General features: G+C 34.6%; 21 protein-coding genes and 1 pseudogene. 18 read left to right on the forward strand and 4 right to left on the reverse strand.

The features are described from left to right. Window positions 1–251 precede the first annotated feature (251 nt). From DMB91_RS09300 to exbB, 4 genes and pseudogenes are all read right to left on the reverse strand, one after another. Window positions 252–434, reverse strand: a complete 183-nt coding sequence (locus DMB91_RS09300) for an energy transducer TonB (protein ID WP_409513474.1) — start codon at window positions 432–434, stop codon at window positions 252–254. Continuing rightward, window positions 416–521 (reverse strand): annotated as a pseudogene (locus DMB91_RS09305) (energy transducer TonB); the annotation flags it as partial. The gene DMB91_RS09300 and the pseudogene DMB91_RS09305, both read right to left, overlap by 19 nt. Window positions 522–916: 395 nt before the next feature. Beyond that, window positions 917–1,309, reverse strand: a complete 393-nt coding sequence (gene exbD, locus DMB91_RS07585) for a TonB system transport protein ExbD (protein ID WP_034905479.1) — start codon at window positions 1,307–1,309, stop codon at window positions 917–919. Beyond that, window positions 1,302–1,733, reverse strand: coding sequence for a TonB-system energizer ExbB (gene exbB, locus DMB91_RS07590; protein WP_034905477.1), 432 nt, complete (start codon window positions 1,731–1,733; stop codon window positions 1,302–1,304). The genes exbD and exbB overlap by 8 nt, the downstream gene beginning before the upstream one ends. Window positions 1,734–1,908: 175 nt before the next feature. Between exbB and DMB91_RS07595 the strand changes: the two genes are divergently transcribed. The 18 genes from DMB91_RS07595 to DMB91_RS07680 form a co-directional block, all read left to right on the forward strand. Continuing rightward, window positions 1,909–2,658 carry a 7-carboxy-7-deazaguanine synthase QueE gene (locus DMB91_RS07595; protein ID WP_034905535.1) on the forward strand — a complete coding sequence of 250 codons (750 nt, stop codon included), beginning with the start codon at window positions 1,909–1,911 and terminating at the stop codon, window positions 2,656–2,658. After that, a complete protein-coding gene (locus tag DMB91_RS07600; protein WP_034905475.1) occupies window positions 2,655–3,236 on the forward strand; it encodes a 6-pyruvoyl trahydropterin synthase family protein in 582 nt (193 codons plus the stop codon). Before DMB91_RS07595 ends, DMB91_RS07600 begins: the two co-directional genes overlap by 4 nt. Next, window positions 3,236–3,472: a hypothetical protein gene (locus tag DMB91_RS07605; RefSeq protein WP_034905473.1), complete on the forward strand. Its 237-nt coding sequence runs from the start codon at window positions 3,236–3,238 to the stop codon at window positions 3,470–3,472. The genes DMB91_RS07600 and DMB91_RS07605 overlap by 1 nt, the downstream gene beginning before the upstream one ends. Continuing rightward, window positions 3,459–3,878 carry a hypothetical protein gene (locus tag DMB91_RS07610; protein WP_034905471.1) on the forward strand — a complete coding sequence of 140 codons (420 nt, stop codon included), beginning with the start codon at window positions 3,459–3,461 and terminating at the stop codon, window positions 3,876–3,878. Before DMB91_RS07605 ends, DMB91_RS07610 begins: the two co-directional genes overlap by 14 nt. Continuing rightward, entirely contained in the window at window positions 3,859–4,524 is a 666-nt protein-coding gene (locus DMB91_RS07615; protein ID WP_034905469.1) for a 16S rRNA (uracil(1498)-N(3))-methyltransferase, read from the forward strand. The genes DMB91_RS07610 and DMB91_RS07615 overlap by 20 nt, the downstream gene beginning before the upstream one ends. 151 nt (window positions 4,525–4,675) lie before the next feature. Further along, complete coding sequence (gene rpmE / locus DMB91_RS07620) at window positions 4,676–4,876, forward strand: 50S ribosomal protein L31 (RefSeq protein WP_034905467.1); 201 nt, start codon at window positions 4,676–4,678, stop codon at window positions 4,874–4,876. Window positions 4,877–4,884: 8 nt separating this feature from the next. Next, window positions 4,885–5,721 (forward strand): 16S rRNA (cytidine(1402)-2'-O)-methyltransferase, encoded by an 837-nt coding sequence (gene rsmI, locus DMB91_RS07625; protein WP_034905465.1) that lies wholly within the window; start codon window positions 4,885–4,887, stop codon window positions 5,719–5,721. A gap of 3 nt (window positions 5,722–5,724) precedes the next feature. Next, window positions 5,725–6,405 (forward strand): TrmH family RNA methyltransferase, encoded by a 681-nt coding sequence (locus DMB91_RS07630; protein ID WP_034905463.1) that lies wholly within the window; start codon window positions 5,725–5,727, stop codon window positions 6,403–6,405. Continuing rightward, a complete protein-coding gene (locus DMB91_RS07635) occupies window positions 6,398–7,321 on the forward strand; it encodes a hypothetical protein (RefSeq protein ID WP_034905461.1) in 924 nt (307 codons plus the stop codon). The genes DMB91_RS07630 and DMB91_RS07635 overlap by 8 nt, the downstream gene beginning before the upstream one ends. Further along, on the forward strand, window positions 7,315–8,133 hold the full coding sequence (locus DMB91_RS07640) for a hypothetical protein (RefSeq protein WP_034905459.1): 819 nt from the start codon (window positions 7,315–7,317) through the stop codon (window positions 8,131–8,133). Before DMB91_RS07635 ends, DMB91_RS07640 begins: the two co-directional genes overlap by 7 nt. 11 nt (window positions 8,134–8,144) lie before the next feature. Then, complete coding sequence (locus DMB91_RS07645; protein ID WP_034905457.1) at window positions 8,145–9,350, forward strand: LL-diaminopimelate aminotransferase; 1,206 nt, start codon at window positions 8,145–8,147, stop codon at window positions 9,348–9,350. A gap of 3 nt (window positions 9,351–9,353) precedes the next feature. Then, window positions 9,354–10,604 (forward strand): homoserine dehydrogenase, encoded by a 1,251-nt coding sequence (locus DMB91_RS07650; protein WP_034905455.1) that lies wholly within the window; start codon window positions 9,354–9,356, stop codon window positions 10,602–10,604. Further along, complete coding sequence (locus tag DMB91_RS07655) at window positions 10,605–10,943, forward strand: YraN family protein (protein ID WP_034905453.1); 339 nt, start codon at window positions 10,605–10,607, stop codon at window positions 10,941–10,943. A 56-nt stretch (window positions 10,944–10,999) separates the two neighbouring features. Continuing rightward, window positions 11,000–11,314 carry a thioredoxin gene (trxA, locus tag DMB91_RS07660; protein ID WP_034905451.1) on the forward strand — a complete coding sequence of 105 codons (315 nt, stop codon included), beginning with the start codon at window positions 11,000–11,002 and terminating at the stop codon, window positions 11,312–11,314. Window positions 11,315–11,457: 143 nt separating this feature from the next. Further along, window positions 11,458–12,396 (forward strand): NAD(P)/FAD-dependent oxidoreductase, encoded by a 939-nt coding sequence (locus DMB91_RS07665; protein WP_034905449.1) that lies wholly within the window; start codon window positions 11,458–11,460, stop codon window positions 12,394–12,396. Window positions 12,397–12,531: 135 nt separating this feature from the next. Then, window positions 12,532–13,257 (forward strand): 4-hydroxy-tetrahydrodipicolinate reductase, encoded by a 726-nt coding sequence (gene dapB / locus DMB91_RS07670; protein WP_034905447.1) that lies wholly within the window; start codon window positions 12,532–12,534, stop codon window positions 13,255–13,257. 1 nt (window position 13,258) lies between these two features. Continuing rightward, the gene (gene purF, locus DMB91_RS07675) at window positions 13,259–14,599 is read left to right on the forward strand and encodes an amidophosphoribosyltransferase (protein ID WP_034905444.1); all 1,341 of its coding nucleotides are present in this window, start codon (window positions 13,259–13,261) and stop codon (window positions 14,597–14,599) included. A 95-nt stretch (window positions 14,600–14,694) separates the two neighbouring features. Beyond that, window positions 14,695–15,993 (forward strand): cache domain-containing protein (locus tag DMB91_RS07680; protein WP_185900262.1); only part of this gene is annotated, 1,299 nt, incomplete at its 3' end.

The raw sequence follows: 15,993 nt of genomic DNA on the forward strand, positions 1-15,993 counted from the left end.
TCATTTTTAGTCATTGTAAGCTAGAGTGAGCAAAATGGTTTAAAAGATAAAATACAAAAAAGAAAGAGGACAATTTTGATAAAAAATTTAATTTTTGTAAAGCTTAAAAAAGTAAGATTTGAAATTTATACACCAACAAATTTGCTTGACTTAGTTCTTACCATCACAAAATTTAAATGAATTACCACAAGCTGTCATAAATAAATCAAAGACACAAAATCCATTGTTTGCTTTTGTGTCTTGATCTTGTTTTAATCTTTGAGATTATACACGACAGGGATTTGAATTCGCACATTTTTTTCGTATTGTGGGAAGTTTTTAGCAGCTCTAGCGATCACTTTAAGTGCATTTGAGTCTAAAATTTCATGTCCCGAGCTTTTAACTACCCTTACTTTATCAAGGGTTTGATTATATAGCCAAACAAATTCAAGCAAAACTTCACCACTTAAACGCATTTTGCGTGCTTGTCTTGGATAAGCCCTTCTTGCTGCCTCATCAATGGCTTTTTTAATCTCTCTTAAAAAAGGATTGTCATCTTTGCCAAAAGCAAGTGTGCCAATCTGGGTTAAAGCATTGTTATTAATTTGAGCTCCCCCTGCTGGAGCTGAAGCTTGAGTAAGTTCTTCTTGAGGTTTTTCTTTTATGCTTTTTCTAGCATATTTGTGAATTTCTCGCTTTTTTTGCTCTTTTTTATGTTCTTTCTTGCGTTCTTTTGGTTTGTCTTCTTCTGGTGCGGGTTGGGCATTAGCTTCGCCGACTTGATCAGTTTGTCCTTGTGCGATGAATTGACTCATCACCAAAGTAACGCTATCATCGCCCTTAATCTCGCTTTTAAAAGGATCGCTTAGGACAGCGAAAAGAAAAAGTGGCAAAAATATCAGACAAGTTAAAACAAAGGCTTGTTTTTGCGTGCTTTTCATCTTGTTTGCTTTTCTGTAATGATTTGAAAATTCTCGTGTTCTATGCCCTTAAGCAGATCAATGATCTGTATAAAGCTCTCAAATTTAGCGTTTTTATCGGCTTTAAGTTCGACAAGAGTTTTTTTATCAAGTTTATTAAGTTCTTGTTTTAGGCTTTCTAAACTAATGGGCTTATCATCAAGATAAAATAAATTTTTTTCATCAATAGTAATGAGAAATTTCTCTTTATTATCATTTGTGGAAGTGGCAAATTCAGACTTTGGAAGCTCAACTTTGATCTGTCCGTGAGCGATAAAGGTTGAAATACTTAAAACAATAGCGAGCAAAACAAGCATAATGTCTATGAAAGGCACTATGTTTAAACCCTCGTTTTTAGGTACTTTAATCATTTTTTGCGTCTTTATTTTGATAGCGTGAGCTTAAAATTGAAATTTTACGAAGCAAAGCATTATACGCCATCAAAGAAGGAATAGCCACTAAAAGCCCTAAAGCTGTAGCTTTTAAGGCTAAAGAAAGTCCTACGACTATGGATTTTACATCAATATTACCTGAAAATCCCATATCATAAAACACTATCATAATCCCGACAACCGTTCCTAAAAGTCCTACATAAGGCGCATTTGAATAAATGATATATAAGGTTGTTAAATTTTCACTCAAAGCATTATCAAATTCTTGATGATTTTGATATTCGTTCATATTAATCTTTCTAAAAAAAAGCAGTCGTTCGATCACGCACCAAAGTGCTAAAAAAGCCATTATTCCAAGAATTCCTAAGATAATCCAATCCATATAAGCCTTTAAAAATTCCATAAAATATACCTTTTTACTTTTCAATATTTTAAAAAATATTATTAATAATTATATAGTAAGAAAACTAAATTTTGATTTAAACAATCAAAAATAAATTTCATTGCTTTTTAATGATACATTTTATTATATCTTAGGTTATAATTATGTTTTTATTTTTTTAAAAAAAGGTGATATTTTGCAAATTGTAGAGTATTTTTTAAGCATACAAGGCGAAGGTAAATTTGCTGGGAATTTAGCTTTATTCGTGCGTTTTGCGGGCTGTAATTTTAACTGCTTTGGTTTTGGAGTAGAAAAACAAATACAAGATAAAATCCTTGTGGGCTGTGATACCTTACGTGCTGTTTGGACAAAAGAATTTAAAAACTCTTATCAAAACTTAAGTGCTAAAGAGCTTTTAGATAAAATTTCAAAACTTACTCAAGATAAAAAGCCTATCATCGTTATCACAGGAGGCGAGCCTCTGCTCCATCATCAAAGTGCTGAATTTATCAATTTTATCAAGGCTTTGCTTGAGAGTGGTTTTGAGGTGCATTTTGAGACGAATGCGAGCATTTTTATTGATTTTGAAAAATTTCCACTCTATAAAAACTGCATTTTTGCTATGGGCGTAAAGTTAAGCAATAGTGGCTTAAGTGAAAAAGAAAGACTTCGTTTTGATGCTATAAAAGCGATCATTTTCAATGCTAAGATGAGTTTTTATAAATTTGTTTTAGATGAAAAGATGATCGTTTCAAACAAGGCTTGCGAGGAGATAGAATACATACTTCAAAAAGCCAAAGCTGAAGTTTTTTGTATGCCTATGGGGCATAATGAGCTCCAACTTCAAACTAATGCTTTAAAAATTGCTGAATTTTGCATAAAAAATGGCTATAATTATTCAGATAGAATTCACATCAGGCTTTGGGGAGAAAAAGAAGGCGTATGATTATACGAAAATTATTTGAGTTTGAAAACGCACATATAGTTAGATTTTGCACTTCAAAGCGGTGTAAAACAAGCATTCATGGACATTCTTATAAGGTAGAAGTTTTGCTTGAAAGCAAATTTTTAGATAATGCTGGCATGGTGTATGATTTTGGGCTTTTAAAACAAGAAATTCGCCAGATCATTGATAGCTTTGATCATGCCATCACGCTTTTTAAAAATGATGATGAGCAGTATTTAAAGGATATGAAGAAGCATTCTAAACGTTGGGTGAGCTTGGGTGTAAATGCAAGTGCGGAGAATTTTTGTCGCGTATTTTTTGTGCTGATTGATACCTTGCTTTCAAAAACAAAAATGCAAAATGGCGAAAAAGGCGTAAATTTACAAAGTATCATCGTGCATGAAACACGAAGCAGTTATGCACAAGGCTTTAAAGAAGATGCTTACAGCAAGTATTTATCACCTATAAAGCTTGATGAGATCGAGTTTTCAAAAGAAATTCAAAGTGATTGGGACGATGAGCTTTTTTTTGAAAAACTCAAAGGTGAGTATGAATTTATCAACAAAAAGGAGCTTTGATGAAAAGTTATAAACAGCTTTGGATTTTATTGTTACTCTGTTTTTTTATCGCTTGTGGCGAAGATAAAAGCGAAAAAATCACGCCAAAGTTCAATGATACAAACATACTTATCGAGCAAGATGATGAAAAAAGCGAAGTGAATGATACCAATGTGCCTTTGCCGGTGCAAGATGATCTAAGCTTTGAGCTTGAAAGTAAAAAATTAAAAAGCGGAGCAGGGTATGCAAATTTATGATCTCGTGCTTGCTTTTCATATATATAGCCTTTATGCGAGTGGGTTTTTGATGGTTTTTTATTTGGTTTTAACGCAAAGTAGCTTTAGGACAGAGTTTTATTTTATAAGACGCATTCGGCTTTTTTTACCGGTGTATTATCTTTTTTTAAGTATAGTTTTTTTTACCGGCTCTTTGCTTTTAGCTTTAAAAAGCTTTGAATTGAGTTTTTTTCGCGGCTTAATGCTTGCTAGCTGGTGTCTCATTGTCGCTTTGAATATCTTTCAATTTAACCGCTTTAAAAAAGCAAGGCAAAGGAGACGCTATCAAGGTTTTAGGGCGTGGAGTTTTTTTATCTTGCTTATCACGCTTTTTTTGCTAGCTTTGCCATATTTATATCAGCGATATTATGCAGTTTTTATATCATGAAAAAGCCGGCGAAGCTTGCATTTGTTTAGAAAATGAAGCCTTTTTGCACCTTAAAGCAAGAAGAGTGAAACAAAATGAAAGCCTAAAACTTAGGAATTTAAACGATATTTTTTTATATGAGTATGAGCTTTGCCAACTTAATAAAAAGCACATCTTGCTTGAGCTGAAAAAAAGTGAAGAAAAGCCGGGATTTTCAAGTGATATAAGGCTTGCTTTAGGTATGATTGATACAGGCGTGCTTGAGAAAACCCTGCCCATTTTAAACGAACTTGGCTTAGAAGAGCTTCTGCTTGTGTATGCTGACTTTTCCCAACGCAATTTTAAACTTGATTTAGGGCGTTTGAGGCGAATTTTAATTGCTTCTTGCGAGCAGTGCGGGCGAGCAAATTTAATGAAAATTTCAGTTTTTAAGAGCAGCGATGAGTTTAAAAAAGCTTATCCTGAAGCTGTTTTGCTTGATTTTGAAGGAGAAGAGTTAAAAAGCTTTAGCGATTATAAAAAAGAAATTTTTTTCATTGGTGCAGAAGGGGGATTTTCTCAGCGAGAAAGAGAGCTTTTTGCAAAAAAAGTAAAATTCATACACCCTTATATCCTCAAAAGCCAAAGTGCTGCTATAAGCGTGGTTGCGAATTTAAGTTTAGGTTAAATTTTATAGATAAAGATACCTTGTCTTAAAGCTTTTCAAAAATAAGTTTAAATTTTTATAAAATTAAAGGCTTTTTAAGATTTTAGTTTAAATTTATTTTATTTTGGGTATAATCTGCGTTTATTTTCAAAATATTTTTAAAGGCATGATAATGAAAAAAGATATACACCCAGAATTTATAGAATGCAAAGTAACTTGTGCATGTGGAAACAGCTTTACAACAAAGTCAAACAAGGCTGAAATCCGCGTTGATATTTGTTCAAACTGCCATCCTTTCTTTACCGGTAGTGAAAAAATCGTCGATGCTGCAGGTCGCGTAGAGAAATTCAAGAAAAAATACGCTATGCAATAAGCCTTTTTATGCTCTATTTTATCCCCACGCCCATAGGCAACTTAGCTGATATTTCTTATCGGGCGATAGAGCTTTTAAAAACTTGTAAAATAGTGCTTTGTGAAGATACAAGGGTTTGTAAATCCTTGCTTCATTTGCTAAGCCAAAAATTTAAGCTTTGTTTTGAAAGTAAAGAATTCATCTCCTTTCATAGCCACAACGAAAAAGAAGTGCTTGCTTCTTTAAATACTGATTTTTTTAAACAAGACATTGTTTTTATGAGTGATGCAGGTATGCCCTGCGTGAGTGATCCGGGCAGTATTTTGGTTGATTTTGCTTTGAAAAATAATATAGCTTATGAGGTTTTACCCGGAGCAAATGCTGCTATCACTGCATTTGTAGCAAGTGGTTTTGAGGCAAAAGAATTTATTTTTATGGGTTTTTTAAGCGGTAAAGGCAAGCAACGACAAAACGAGCTTGAAAATTTGCTTTTAAATCCTTTTGTAAGTATAGTTTATGAAGCTCCAACTCGTATTTTAGCTTTACTTGAAAGCTTAGTTTTACTTGATCCACAAAGAATAATCTTTATCATCAAAGAGATCAGCAAAAAATTTGAAAAAAAATTTAAAGCCCCAGCACAAGAACTTTTAAACATACTTCAAAATGAAAATTTAAATGGCGAATGGGTGCTAGTTATCGATGCTAACAAAGAAACAAATTTTGCCAGAGGCACTTTAAGTCAAAGTGATATCTTAGCTCTTGATATTTCCTTAAAAGAAAAAAGCAAACTTTTAGCAAAAATCACTCAAAAAAATGCAAAAGAGCTTTATAACAAACTGCTTTTAAGTCAAAATAAGGTAGAATGAGCGATGATAATTTACGGAAAACAAATCTTTTTCTATGTTCTTGCAAGGCATAAAGAGCAGATTGAAGAGCTTTTTTTAGCCAAAGAATGCGACAAAGTAAGTTTTGCAAAAATCGCCCAAAGTGGTGTGAAGATTAAAAAGCTTGATTTTAAAGCCGCACAAGCTTTGGCAAAAGGTGGCAATCATCAAGGTTTTTTGATGAGGGTGAAAGACTTTGTTTTTACGCCTTTTCATGAGCTTAAAAAAGATGATTTTATCATTATGCTTTATGGTGTTAGTGATGTTGGAAATATAGGCTCTATCGCAAGAACGGCTTATGTTTTTGGCGTGAAAAGCTTGCTTATAGTTGGCTCAAGTGTAGGTATTGAAGGCATTATCCGCACAAGTGCAGGTGCAGCGATGGATATGAAAATAACGCTGGTGCAAGATGGTTTGAGTGCCTTAAATGAGCTTAAGCAGCTTGGTTTTTATCTTTACGCAAGTGATAAAAATGGCAAGGACATTTGTTCGCTTAAAACAAAAGATAAAAAGGTTTTGATTATGGGAAGTGAGGGTTTTGGTTTGACTCAAAAAGTCATAAAAAAATGCGATGAAAGTGTAGGTATAAAAATGAAAAGTGAATTTGACAGCCTCAATGTGAGTGCTGCTTTTGCAATACTTTGTGATAGGATGGTAAATGAATAAGCTAGAAAATTTAAACCTCAAAGAGGTCTCTCAAAGAACACAGATAGAAATGGCTTTTTTAGAAGCTTTGATTGAAAAAGACTTCAAAAAGTTGAGTCGCTTTAATGTCAAAGGCTTTCTAAAAATCTTAAGTCGTGAATATGATCTTGATTTCACTCTTTTTCTTGAAGAATACAATGCTTTTTTAAACGAAAGTAAGACAAATGAAGACCATGTGCTCTCTCAACAAATTGGCGTTCCACCAAAACTTGATGCCTATTCACACAAATCATCAAGCTTTTGGATATGGTTTTTAATTCTTATCATCATCATCGCACTTGGCTGGTTTATCTATCAATACGACTGGTTTAAATTTGGCACAAGTAGCGAGCAAATTACGCAAAACTCAAGTTCTTCTGTGGTGCAAATTATCGATGAAGCACAAAATAATGTCAAAAACACAGATAGCAAAGAAGTAAGCTCAAATGAAAATGAAAGCGAACAAAATACAAGTGAAGAAAACACTGAAGTAAAAAGCCAGGCAAATGAGCAAGAAAAAAATGAACAAAATACAAGTTCAAATAATGAAATTTCAAGTATCAACTTACAAAATACCGCCCAAACTCAGCCTATTATCAATGAAAATTTAAGCCCAAAAGAAGCGATTTTTAGCACTTCTGGTAAGGTTTGGGTTGGTTTTATCGATCTTGACTCAAATTCAAAAAGTGCTGTAGTCGCAGAAAATAATTTTTCAGTTGATCTTAATAAAAACCAACTCCTTTTAATCGGAGCAACCGCACTAACGCTTATTGATGATGAGGGTAAAGAGCAAAAATTTCCAGCTGGCAGTTCAAAACGCTTTTTGGTGCAAAATGGCAAGATCAAAAGTATCTCTTTGGCTGAATTTATGAGTTATAACAGGGGTAAAGAATGGTAAGGTTGTTTGCAAAAGTTTTGATTTTAGGTGTGCTACTTGGCACAAAGGTATTTGCTATAAGTAGCTTAGAGCTTGCTCAAAATATCATAGCAAATCCAAATTTAGAAGAAAAGTTGAAACTTTTGTTTGAAGGCAGAGATTATACTGATGAAAATGGTTATGCAAATTTAAGTGAAATTTCAAGGATACTCAAAACAAATTCCTTGCTTAGTCTTACTTTAGCCAGTTCACAAAGCCTTGAGTTAAGCTTTAAGAGCAAGGCTTCAAATATTTTATTTTTAAAGGTTATTAATGATGCTTTAAATCAAGCCGGTTTTGTGTATTTTACTCCTATACAGCTTGATTTAAGCACTGATCTTAGCACTTATAAACTTCGCATTGAATCAAGATATATCCTTGATCCGGGTAGTTTTTATACACTTTTAAAACAAAATTTCGTTTTTATCGAAAATGTTCGAAAAACAGGAGCATATAGCTATGAATATAGCCTTGATTTTTCAAGAGCCAAATTAAGCACAAATACAAATGTTATGCTTAATCAAAGCACGAAATTAGGACGCCCTTTAAAAGATTATATAATCGATCTTAAAGGAGCAAGCACGATAAGTCTTAAAGCAAGTCCTGCTGATGCTTGGTTTCCTAAGATCATCTTTGTAGATAAAGATCTAAAGCTCATCGAAAATTTAGAAAGTCAAGAAAAAAATAACAATTTTTCAAGCTCCATACCTTCGAATGCTGTTTATGCGATTGTTGGAGATTCTTATAATTTGGATAATATACGTAGAGGACTTGAAATTTATCTTTCAAAATAAAGGAGAAGACTATGTTTGAAGAAATTCGCTTTAACACCATAGAAAGGCTACCAAATTATGTTTTTGCAGAAGTAAATGCTATCAAGATGGCAGCACGTAGAGCCGGAGAAGACATCATAGATTTTTCTATGGGTAATCCAGACGGCAAAACTCCACAACATATCATCGATAAACTCTGTGAAAGTGCAAATAAAGACAAAACTTCTGGCTATTCAGTTTCAGCTGGAATTTACAAGCTTCGCCTTGCAATTTGTAATTGGTATAAAAGAAAATACAGCGTTGAGCTTGATCCAGAAACTGAAGCAGTAGCGACTATGGGCAGTAAAGAAGGCTTTGTGAATTTAGCAAGAGCTATCATAAATCCCGGCGATGTAGCCATAGTGCCTGATCCAGCTTATCCTATACACACTCAAGCCTTTATCATTGCTGGGGGCAATGTAGCTAAAATGCCTCTTCATTATAATGAGCAATTTGAACTTGATGAAAATAAATTTTTCGCTAGCCTTGAAACAGCTTTGAAAGAAAGCATACCGCGTGCAAAATATCTTGTAGTGAATTTCCCGCACAATCCTACCACCATAACAGCTGAAAAAAGCTTTTATGAAAGACTTGTGGCTGTGGCAAAAAAAGAACGTTTTTATATCATCTCGGACATTGCTTATGCTGAACTTGCTTTTGGGGATTATAAAACCCCTTCTATCTTTGAAGTTGAGGGTGCTAAGGATGTGGCTGTTGAGGCTTATACACTTTCAAAAACTTACAATATGGCTGGCTGGCGTGTAGGTTTTGTCGTGGGTAATAAACGCCTTATAGCTGCACTTAAAAAGATCAAATCTTGGTTTGATTATGGTATGTATACACCTATACAAGTAGCAGCAACTATAGCACTTGATGGGGATCAAGCTTGTATAGAGGAGATTAAAAATACCTATATAAAAAGACTTGATGTTTTAATCGATGCCTTTGAAAATGCAGGTTGGAGCTTAAAAAAATCTCGTGCAAGTATGTTTGTGTGGGCAAAACTTCCACAAAGTAAGACTCATCTTAAAAGTTTAGAGTTTTCAAAGCAACTTTTACAAAATGCTGGCGTGGCGGTAAGTCCTGGGATTGGTTTTGGAGAAGCTGGCGATGAGTATGTGCGTATAGCCTTAATAGAAAATGAAAACAGAATTCGTCAAGCTGCAAGAAATATCAAAAAATACCTCAAAAGTGAATAAGGTATGAATGTAGCGATCTTAGGCTATGGCACGGTTGGATCAGCAGTTTGTGAAGCTTTAATACAAAATAAAGAGCTTATCAAAGCAAGGTGTGGGAAAGAATTAAAGCCTGTTGTAGCTTTAGCTATAACGCCAAAGCCAAATGCTTTGGTGCCTGTAGTGCAAGATATAGAAGAGATCATAAAACGAGAAGATATAGATATCTTTGTGGAGCTTATGGGCGGAGTAAATAAGCCTTTTGCCATTATCTCAAAGCTTTTAAAACAAGGAAAAGCTGTTGTCAGTGCAAACAAAGCTATGCTTGCTTATCATCGCTATGAGCTTGAAGAGTTTGCCAAGAATGCCTTTTTTGGCTATGAAGCTAGCGTTGCAGGAGGAATTCCTATCATCAAAATTCTCAAAGAAGGCTTAAGCGCAAACCAAATTTTAGGTATAGAAGGCATTTTAAATGGCACAAGTAATTTCATCTTAAGCTCTATGAATGAAAAAAACTGCAGTTTTGATGAAGCCTTAAAACAAGCCCAAAATTTAGGTTATGCTGAGGCTGATCCTAGCTTTGATATAAAAGGCATTGACGCAGCCCATAAACTTTTAATCCTAGCAAGTCTTGCTTATGGACTTAGGCACAAACCAGAAGATATTTTAATACAAGGCATTCATGAAATTTCAAGTGAAGATATGTATTTTGCAAGGGAATTTGACTTTACGATCAAACTTCTTGGCATAGCTAGAGCACAAAATGGCAAGGTTGAGCTTAGGGTGCATCCTGCCATGCTTGATAAAAACAGGCTTTTAGCTAAGGTAAATGGAGTGATGAATGCTATTAATATCAAGGGCGATATGCTTGAAGATAGCCTTTATTATGGTGCTGGAGCTGGTGGAAAGGCAACGGCTAGTGCGGTGATTTCTGATTTGATGGATTGTGCAAGGGCTAGATCAAAAACTTCAATGTTAGGCTTTGAGCGTCAAATTCCTTATACTCTTGTGTCTCAAGATGAAATTTACACTAAATACTATCTTCGCCTTAAAGTTGAAGATAAAATCGGTGTTTTATCAAAAATCACCCAACTTATGAGTGAAAATCAAATTTCAATTGACAGCTTTTTGCAAAAACCAAAGTCAAAAGTGGATCACAGCACACTTTTTTTCACCACACATCATACTTATGAAAAAAGCATTCAAACCCTTTTAAACACACTTGAAAAACAAGATTTTATCAAAGCCAAGCCTTTTATGATGAGAATTCAAAGCTAAATGGGGCTTAAAGAGTATTTAAGCGGAATTGTAGGCGAGGATAGGGCTTGTGCTTATCTTAAAAAACAAGGTTTTGTTATATTGCAACGCAATTTTCACTCCAAATTTGGCGAACTTGACATCATCGCTAAAAAGGATGAAATTTTGCACTTCATTGAGGTAAAAAGCACACAAAGAAACTATGAAGTTGCATACAGACTTGATCAAAAAAAGTATGAAAAACTGCTGAAAGCTATTGATTATTATTTCTTACAGCAAGGTTTTATGAGCGATTTTCAAATCGACTTGCTTTGTGTAAAACCAAACACTATAGATTTTAGAGAAAATATAAGTTTTTAAGGAAAAATTTTACTTTTTTAGCCTACAATAACACAAAATTTTTTAGGAGAAAACAAATGGGAAAATACATTGAACTTAATTCAAGCAATTTTGAAGAAGCTAAAAGCGGTGTAGCTTTAGTTGATTTTTGGGCACCTTGGTGCGGACCTTGTAAAATGCTTTCGCCAGTCATCGATCAACTTGCTGAAGACTTTGAAGGTAAAGCTAAAATTTGCAAAGTCAATACAGACGAGGAACGCGAACTTTCAGAACAATTTGATGTTCGCTCTATACCAACACTTATTTTCTTAAAAGATGGACAAGTCGTTGATCAGCTTATCGGTGCTCAATCAAAACAAGCAATCACTGATAAACTCAACTCTTTACTTTAATAAAAGCCACTTTTTTTGTGGCTTTACTTTCTTAAGTCTTTTTTATTTTTATATCTTTGTATTTTTTTTCAAATAATAATTTTTATTAACAAATATTAAGAAAAAATTTACTATTATATTATCAAAAAAACAAGGAGAAAATAATGTTAGATTTAGCGATTATTGGTGGAGGACCAGCTGGATTAAGTGCTGGACTTTATGCGACAAGGGGTGGGCTTAAAAATGTGATTATGTTTGAAAAGGGTATGCCCGGCGGACAAATTACCTCAAGTTCTGAGATAGAAAACTATCCCGGTGTTGCTCAAGTAATGGATGGTATGTCGTTTATGGAGCCTTGGAATGAACAATGTATGCGTTTTGGCTTAAAACATGAAATGATAGCTGTAGAACAAATTAGCAAAAACGCTGATAACACCTTTACGATTAAGCTTGAAGGCGGAAAAAGCGAGCAGGCAAAAGCAGTCATCGTTTGCACTGGATCAGCTCCTAAAAAAGCTGGTTTTAAGGGTGAAGCTGAGTTTTTTGGCAAAGGTGTAAGCACTTGTGCTACTTGCGATGGCTTTTTTTACAAAGGTAAAGAAGTAGCTGTTTTGGGTGGTGGAGATACCGCACTTGAAGAGGCGTTATACCTTGCAAATATTTGTTCTAAGGTATATCTAATCCACAGAAGAGCTGAATTTAGAGCTGCTCCAAACACCACTGAAAAAGTTAAACAAAATGCAAAAATTGAGCTTATCACTGAGGCAAGTATAGATGAAGTGTATGGAGATCAAAAAGGCGTTTGTGGCGTAAAAGTCAAGCTTAAAGATGGTTCTATAAGGGATTTAAATGTGCCCGGAATTTTTACCTTTGTAGGCTTAGATGTGAGAAATGAAATTTTAAAACAGGATAATGGAAGCTTTTTATGCGATATGTGCGATGGCGGACAAGTTAAAGTCAATCTTAAAATGCAAACAAATATAGCCGGACTTTTTGCGTCTGGAGATTTAAGACAAGACGCACCAAAACAAGTTATCTGTGCTGCAGGCGATGGAGCTGTAGCTGCACTTTCGGCTTTAGCTTATATAGAAAGCTTACACTAAGTTTTAAGCCCTAAATCAAGGGCTTAAAGTTTTTTCATTATTTCAAAAATACTTTTTTAAAGACTTAAACTCCTTCAAATTTTATTACTTTTTAATCAAAAAAAGGCTAGAATTTGAGCTTTAAAAGGATAAATGATGACAAGTATAGGCATTTATGGTGCAAAAGGACGCATGGGTAAGCAAATTCTTTTTTGCTTAGAAGATGAAAAGGACTTCAAAGCTACACAATTTGATAAAGGCGATGAGCTTAAAGCTTTTTTTGATGAAGCTGAAGTTATCATCGACTTTTCAACACCACAAGCCTGTTTAGCCCTCCTTTCATATGCTAAAAATAACCCCAAACCCTTAGTTATCGGCACAACCGGACTTAATGAAACAAGCTTTGCCTTGATGAGAGAACTTAGCCTTACAATGCCTGTATTTTATGCAAGCAATATGAGCCTTGGCGTAGCCGTGCTTAATCATCTTGCCCAAAAGGCTGCTCTTATGTTAAAAGGCTTTGATATAGAACTTGTTGAAATGCACCACCGCCATAAAAAAGACGCTCCAAGTGGCACGGCTATGACTTTAGCTCAAGGGCTTGCAAATGCCAGAAATTTAGACTTAAACAAGGTGCGAATAAGTGGTAGAGACGGGCTTATAGGAGAGCGAAAAGCTGATGAGATCGGTGTGATGAGTTTAAGAGGCGGGGATATAGTTGGTAAGCATACCATAGGCTTTTATGAGGAAGGCGAGTTTTTAGAGCTTAGCCATGTGGCTACTTCAAGAGCGACATTTGCAAAAGGAGCGATTAAAATCGCAAAATGGCTTGTGATTCAAAAAAATGGCTTTTATTCGATCAATGATTTTTTAGGAATTTAAGATGTGTGCTGTTGTGGGCGTGATTAATTCAAAACAAGCAAGTTTATACGCGTATTATGCTCTTTTTGCTATGCAGCATCGTGGGCAAGAAGCAAGTGGTATTAGTGTAAGTGATGGCAAAAATTTGCAAACCTTAAAAGGAAAAGGCGAGGTTAATACTATCTTTAATGAAACTAATATAGCCTCGCTTCAAGGTGAGCTTGCAATCGGACACAACCGCTATTCTACTGCTGGAAGTGCTTCTTTAGCTGATGCTCAGCCCATAGTAGCAAGCTGTATGCTAGGAGAAGTTGCACTTGCACACAATGGCAATCTTGTGAATAAAGACGAAGTAAGGACAAGGCTTATCAATGAAGGGGCGATTTTTCGCTCAAATATGGATACTGAAAATGTGATTCATCTTATAGCAAGAAGTAAAAAGCCAAATTTAAAAGAGCGATTCATAGAAAGCTTAAAAGACTGCATAGGGGCGTATTGCTTTGTATTAGCGAGTAAAGGCAAGCTTTTTGTGGTAAGGGATCGTTTTGGCGTGCGTCCTTTAAGCCTTGCAAAGCTTAAAGATGGAGGCTATATAGTTGCAAGTGAAAGCTGTGCTTTTGACTTGATAGAAGCTGAATTTATAAGAGATGTAAAGCCGGGCGAAATGCTTATCTTTACGCTTGGAAAAGATGAATTTGAAAGCATAGAACTTTTTAAAGCTGAGCCTAGAATTTGTGCTTTTGAGTATATTTATTTTGCACGTCCTGATAGTATAGTCGAGGGAAAAAGCGTATATGAAATGCGTAAAAAAATGGGTGAAATTCTAGCGGATAAATTTAAGCACAAAGTTGATTTTGTTGTGCCTGTGCCAGATAGTGGGGTAAGTGCGGCTTTAGGTTTTGCAAGTCGTTTAAAAATCCCCCTTGAAATGGCTATAGTAAGAAATCACTATGTAGGACGCACTTTCATAGAACCAACTCAAGAGCTAAGGAATCTTAGAGTCAAACTCAAGCTTAATCCCATGCATAAAGTCCTTGAAGGCAAAGAAATTGTTGTGGTTGATGATAGCATAGTGCGTGGCACAACTTCTAAAAAGATCATTTCTTTACTTAGAAATGCTGGGGCAAAAACTATTCATTTTGCGGTTGCTTGCCCTGAGATTAAATTTCCTGATCTTTACGGCATAGATACCCCAACCTTTGAAGAACTTATCAGTGCGAACAAAAGTGTTGATGAAGTGCGTGAATATATAGGTGCTGATACTTTAAGTTTTTTAAGCATAGATGAACTCAAACAAAGTTTAGGCACACAAAGGCAATACTCTCTCGTCAGTTTTGATGGGGATTATTTTATTAAAAGTTAATTAAAACTTAAAATTTATTTAATAATAAGCTAATTTTAAGTTTTAATTAAGTTATTTTTGATATAAATGCGTTTGAAAAACTTAAAGGAAAAATTATGAAAAATAGTATTATCGCAAAACTTTCGTTGATCGTTGCTTTGATTTTCGCTGTTATTATGATCGCAAATGCGATTTATAACTATAAAAAGACTTCTGAAGAAGTAACTTCTTTAAATTCAAGTATCCAAAATTTAGCTCTTAACGCATCTTATACTACAATTAATATTACAATGAATACAGAAGCAATCCAACACTTAAAAGTTGCGAGTGAAGCAATTCTTAAAACTAATGATGTAGGTGAACAAAGAAAAGTTTTAAAAACTGTTGCGGATTTGATTAAATACCCAAGTTTTATTGTGGCGTATGAAGATAGCGGAAATGTTTTACTTGAAGAATATGGAGTTGAAAATCCAAACATATATACTCATGATCAACTTGATATAGATATAAGACAACGTCCTTGGTATAAAGAAACTAAAGAGAAAAAACAAAGTATAGTAACATCTGTTTATACTTCTGCAACTGGCACAAATAAAGGCAAACAACTTGCAACAATAACTTATCCTTTGATAAAAGACGATGTTTTTATAGGTGTTATCGCAGCTGATGTGTATGTAAGTGATTTTCAAGAAAGATTTAAAAACTTTGAAAGACCAGAATTGCCAAGCCTTGATATCTATATCACAGATAATAGCGGACGCATTTTTTCACACAAAAACCCTGAAATCGTCGCTCATCAAGAATTATACTCACAAGAAATCGCTCTTCAAGAACATTTAAAAAGTGCAAAAGAAGGCTCTTTCTCATACATAGATACACAAGGTAGAGATAGAGTAGGCTTTTATAGGCAGTTTCCTTTTGGCTGGACTATGGTTGCAAGTGCTTTATATAGTGATTATACCGATGCTGTAATCAAAAACACTATTACTAGCCTTGTTATCACTTTGATAATGCTTATACTTGGTATAGTTGTTTTAGTATATATCATCAAGAAATTCATCTCCCCAGTGCAAGAGATACAAAAACTACTCTTGCACTTTTTCCAATACCTCAATCACGAAAGTAAAACTCCACCAAAAATGGTGCAACTACGATCAAAAGACGAGCTTGGACAAATGGGAATGGCAATCAATGAAAATATAACCAAAATTCAAAGAACTCTCGAGCAAGACAAACTTGCCGTCCAACAAGCTGTTCAAACCGTGCATATAGTAGAAGAAGGTGATCTAACAGCAAGGATCACAGCAAGTCCTAAAAACCCTCAACTCATTGAACTTCAAAATGTATTAAATCGCTTACTTGATGTCTTACAACACAGAGTAGGATCAAATATGAATACCATTCGTGATGTTTTT

The organism is Campylobacter sp. MIT 97-5078, assembly GCF_006864455.1.
Classification (GTDB): Bacteria; Campylobacterota; Campylobacteria; order Campylobacterales; family Campylobacteraceae; genus Campylobacter_D.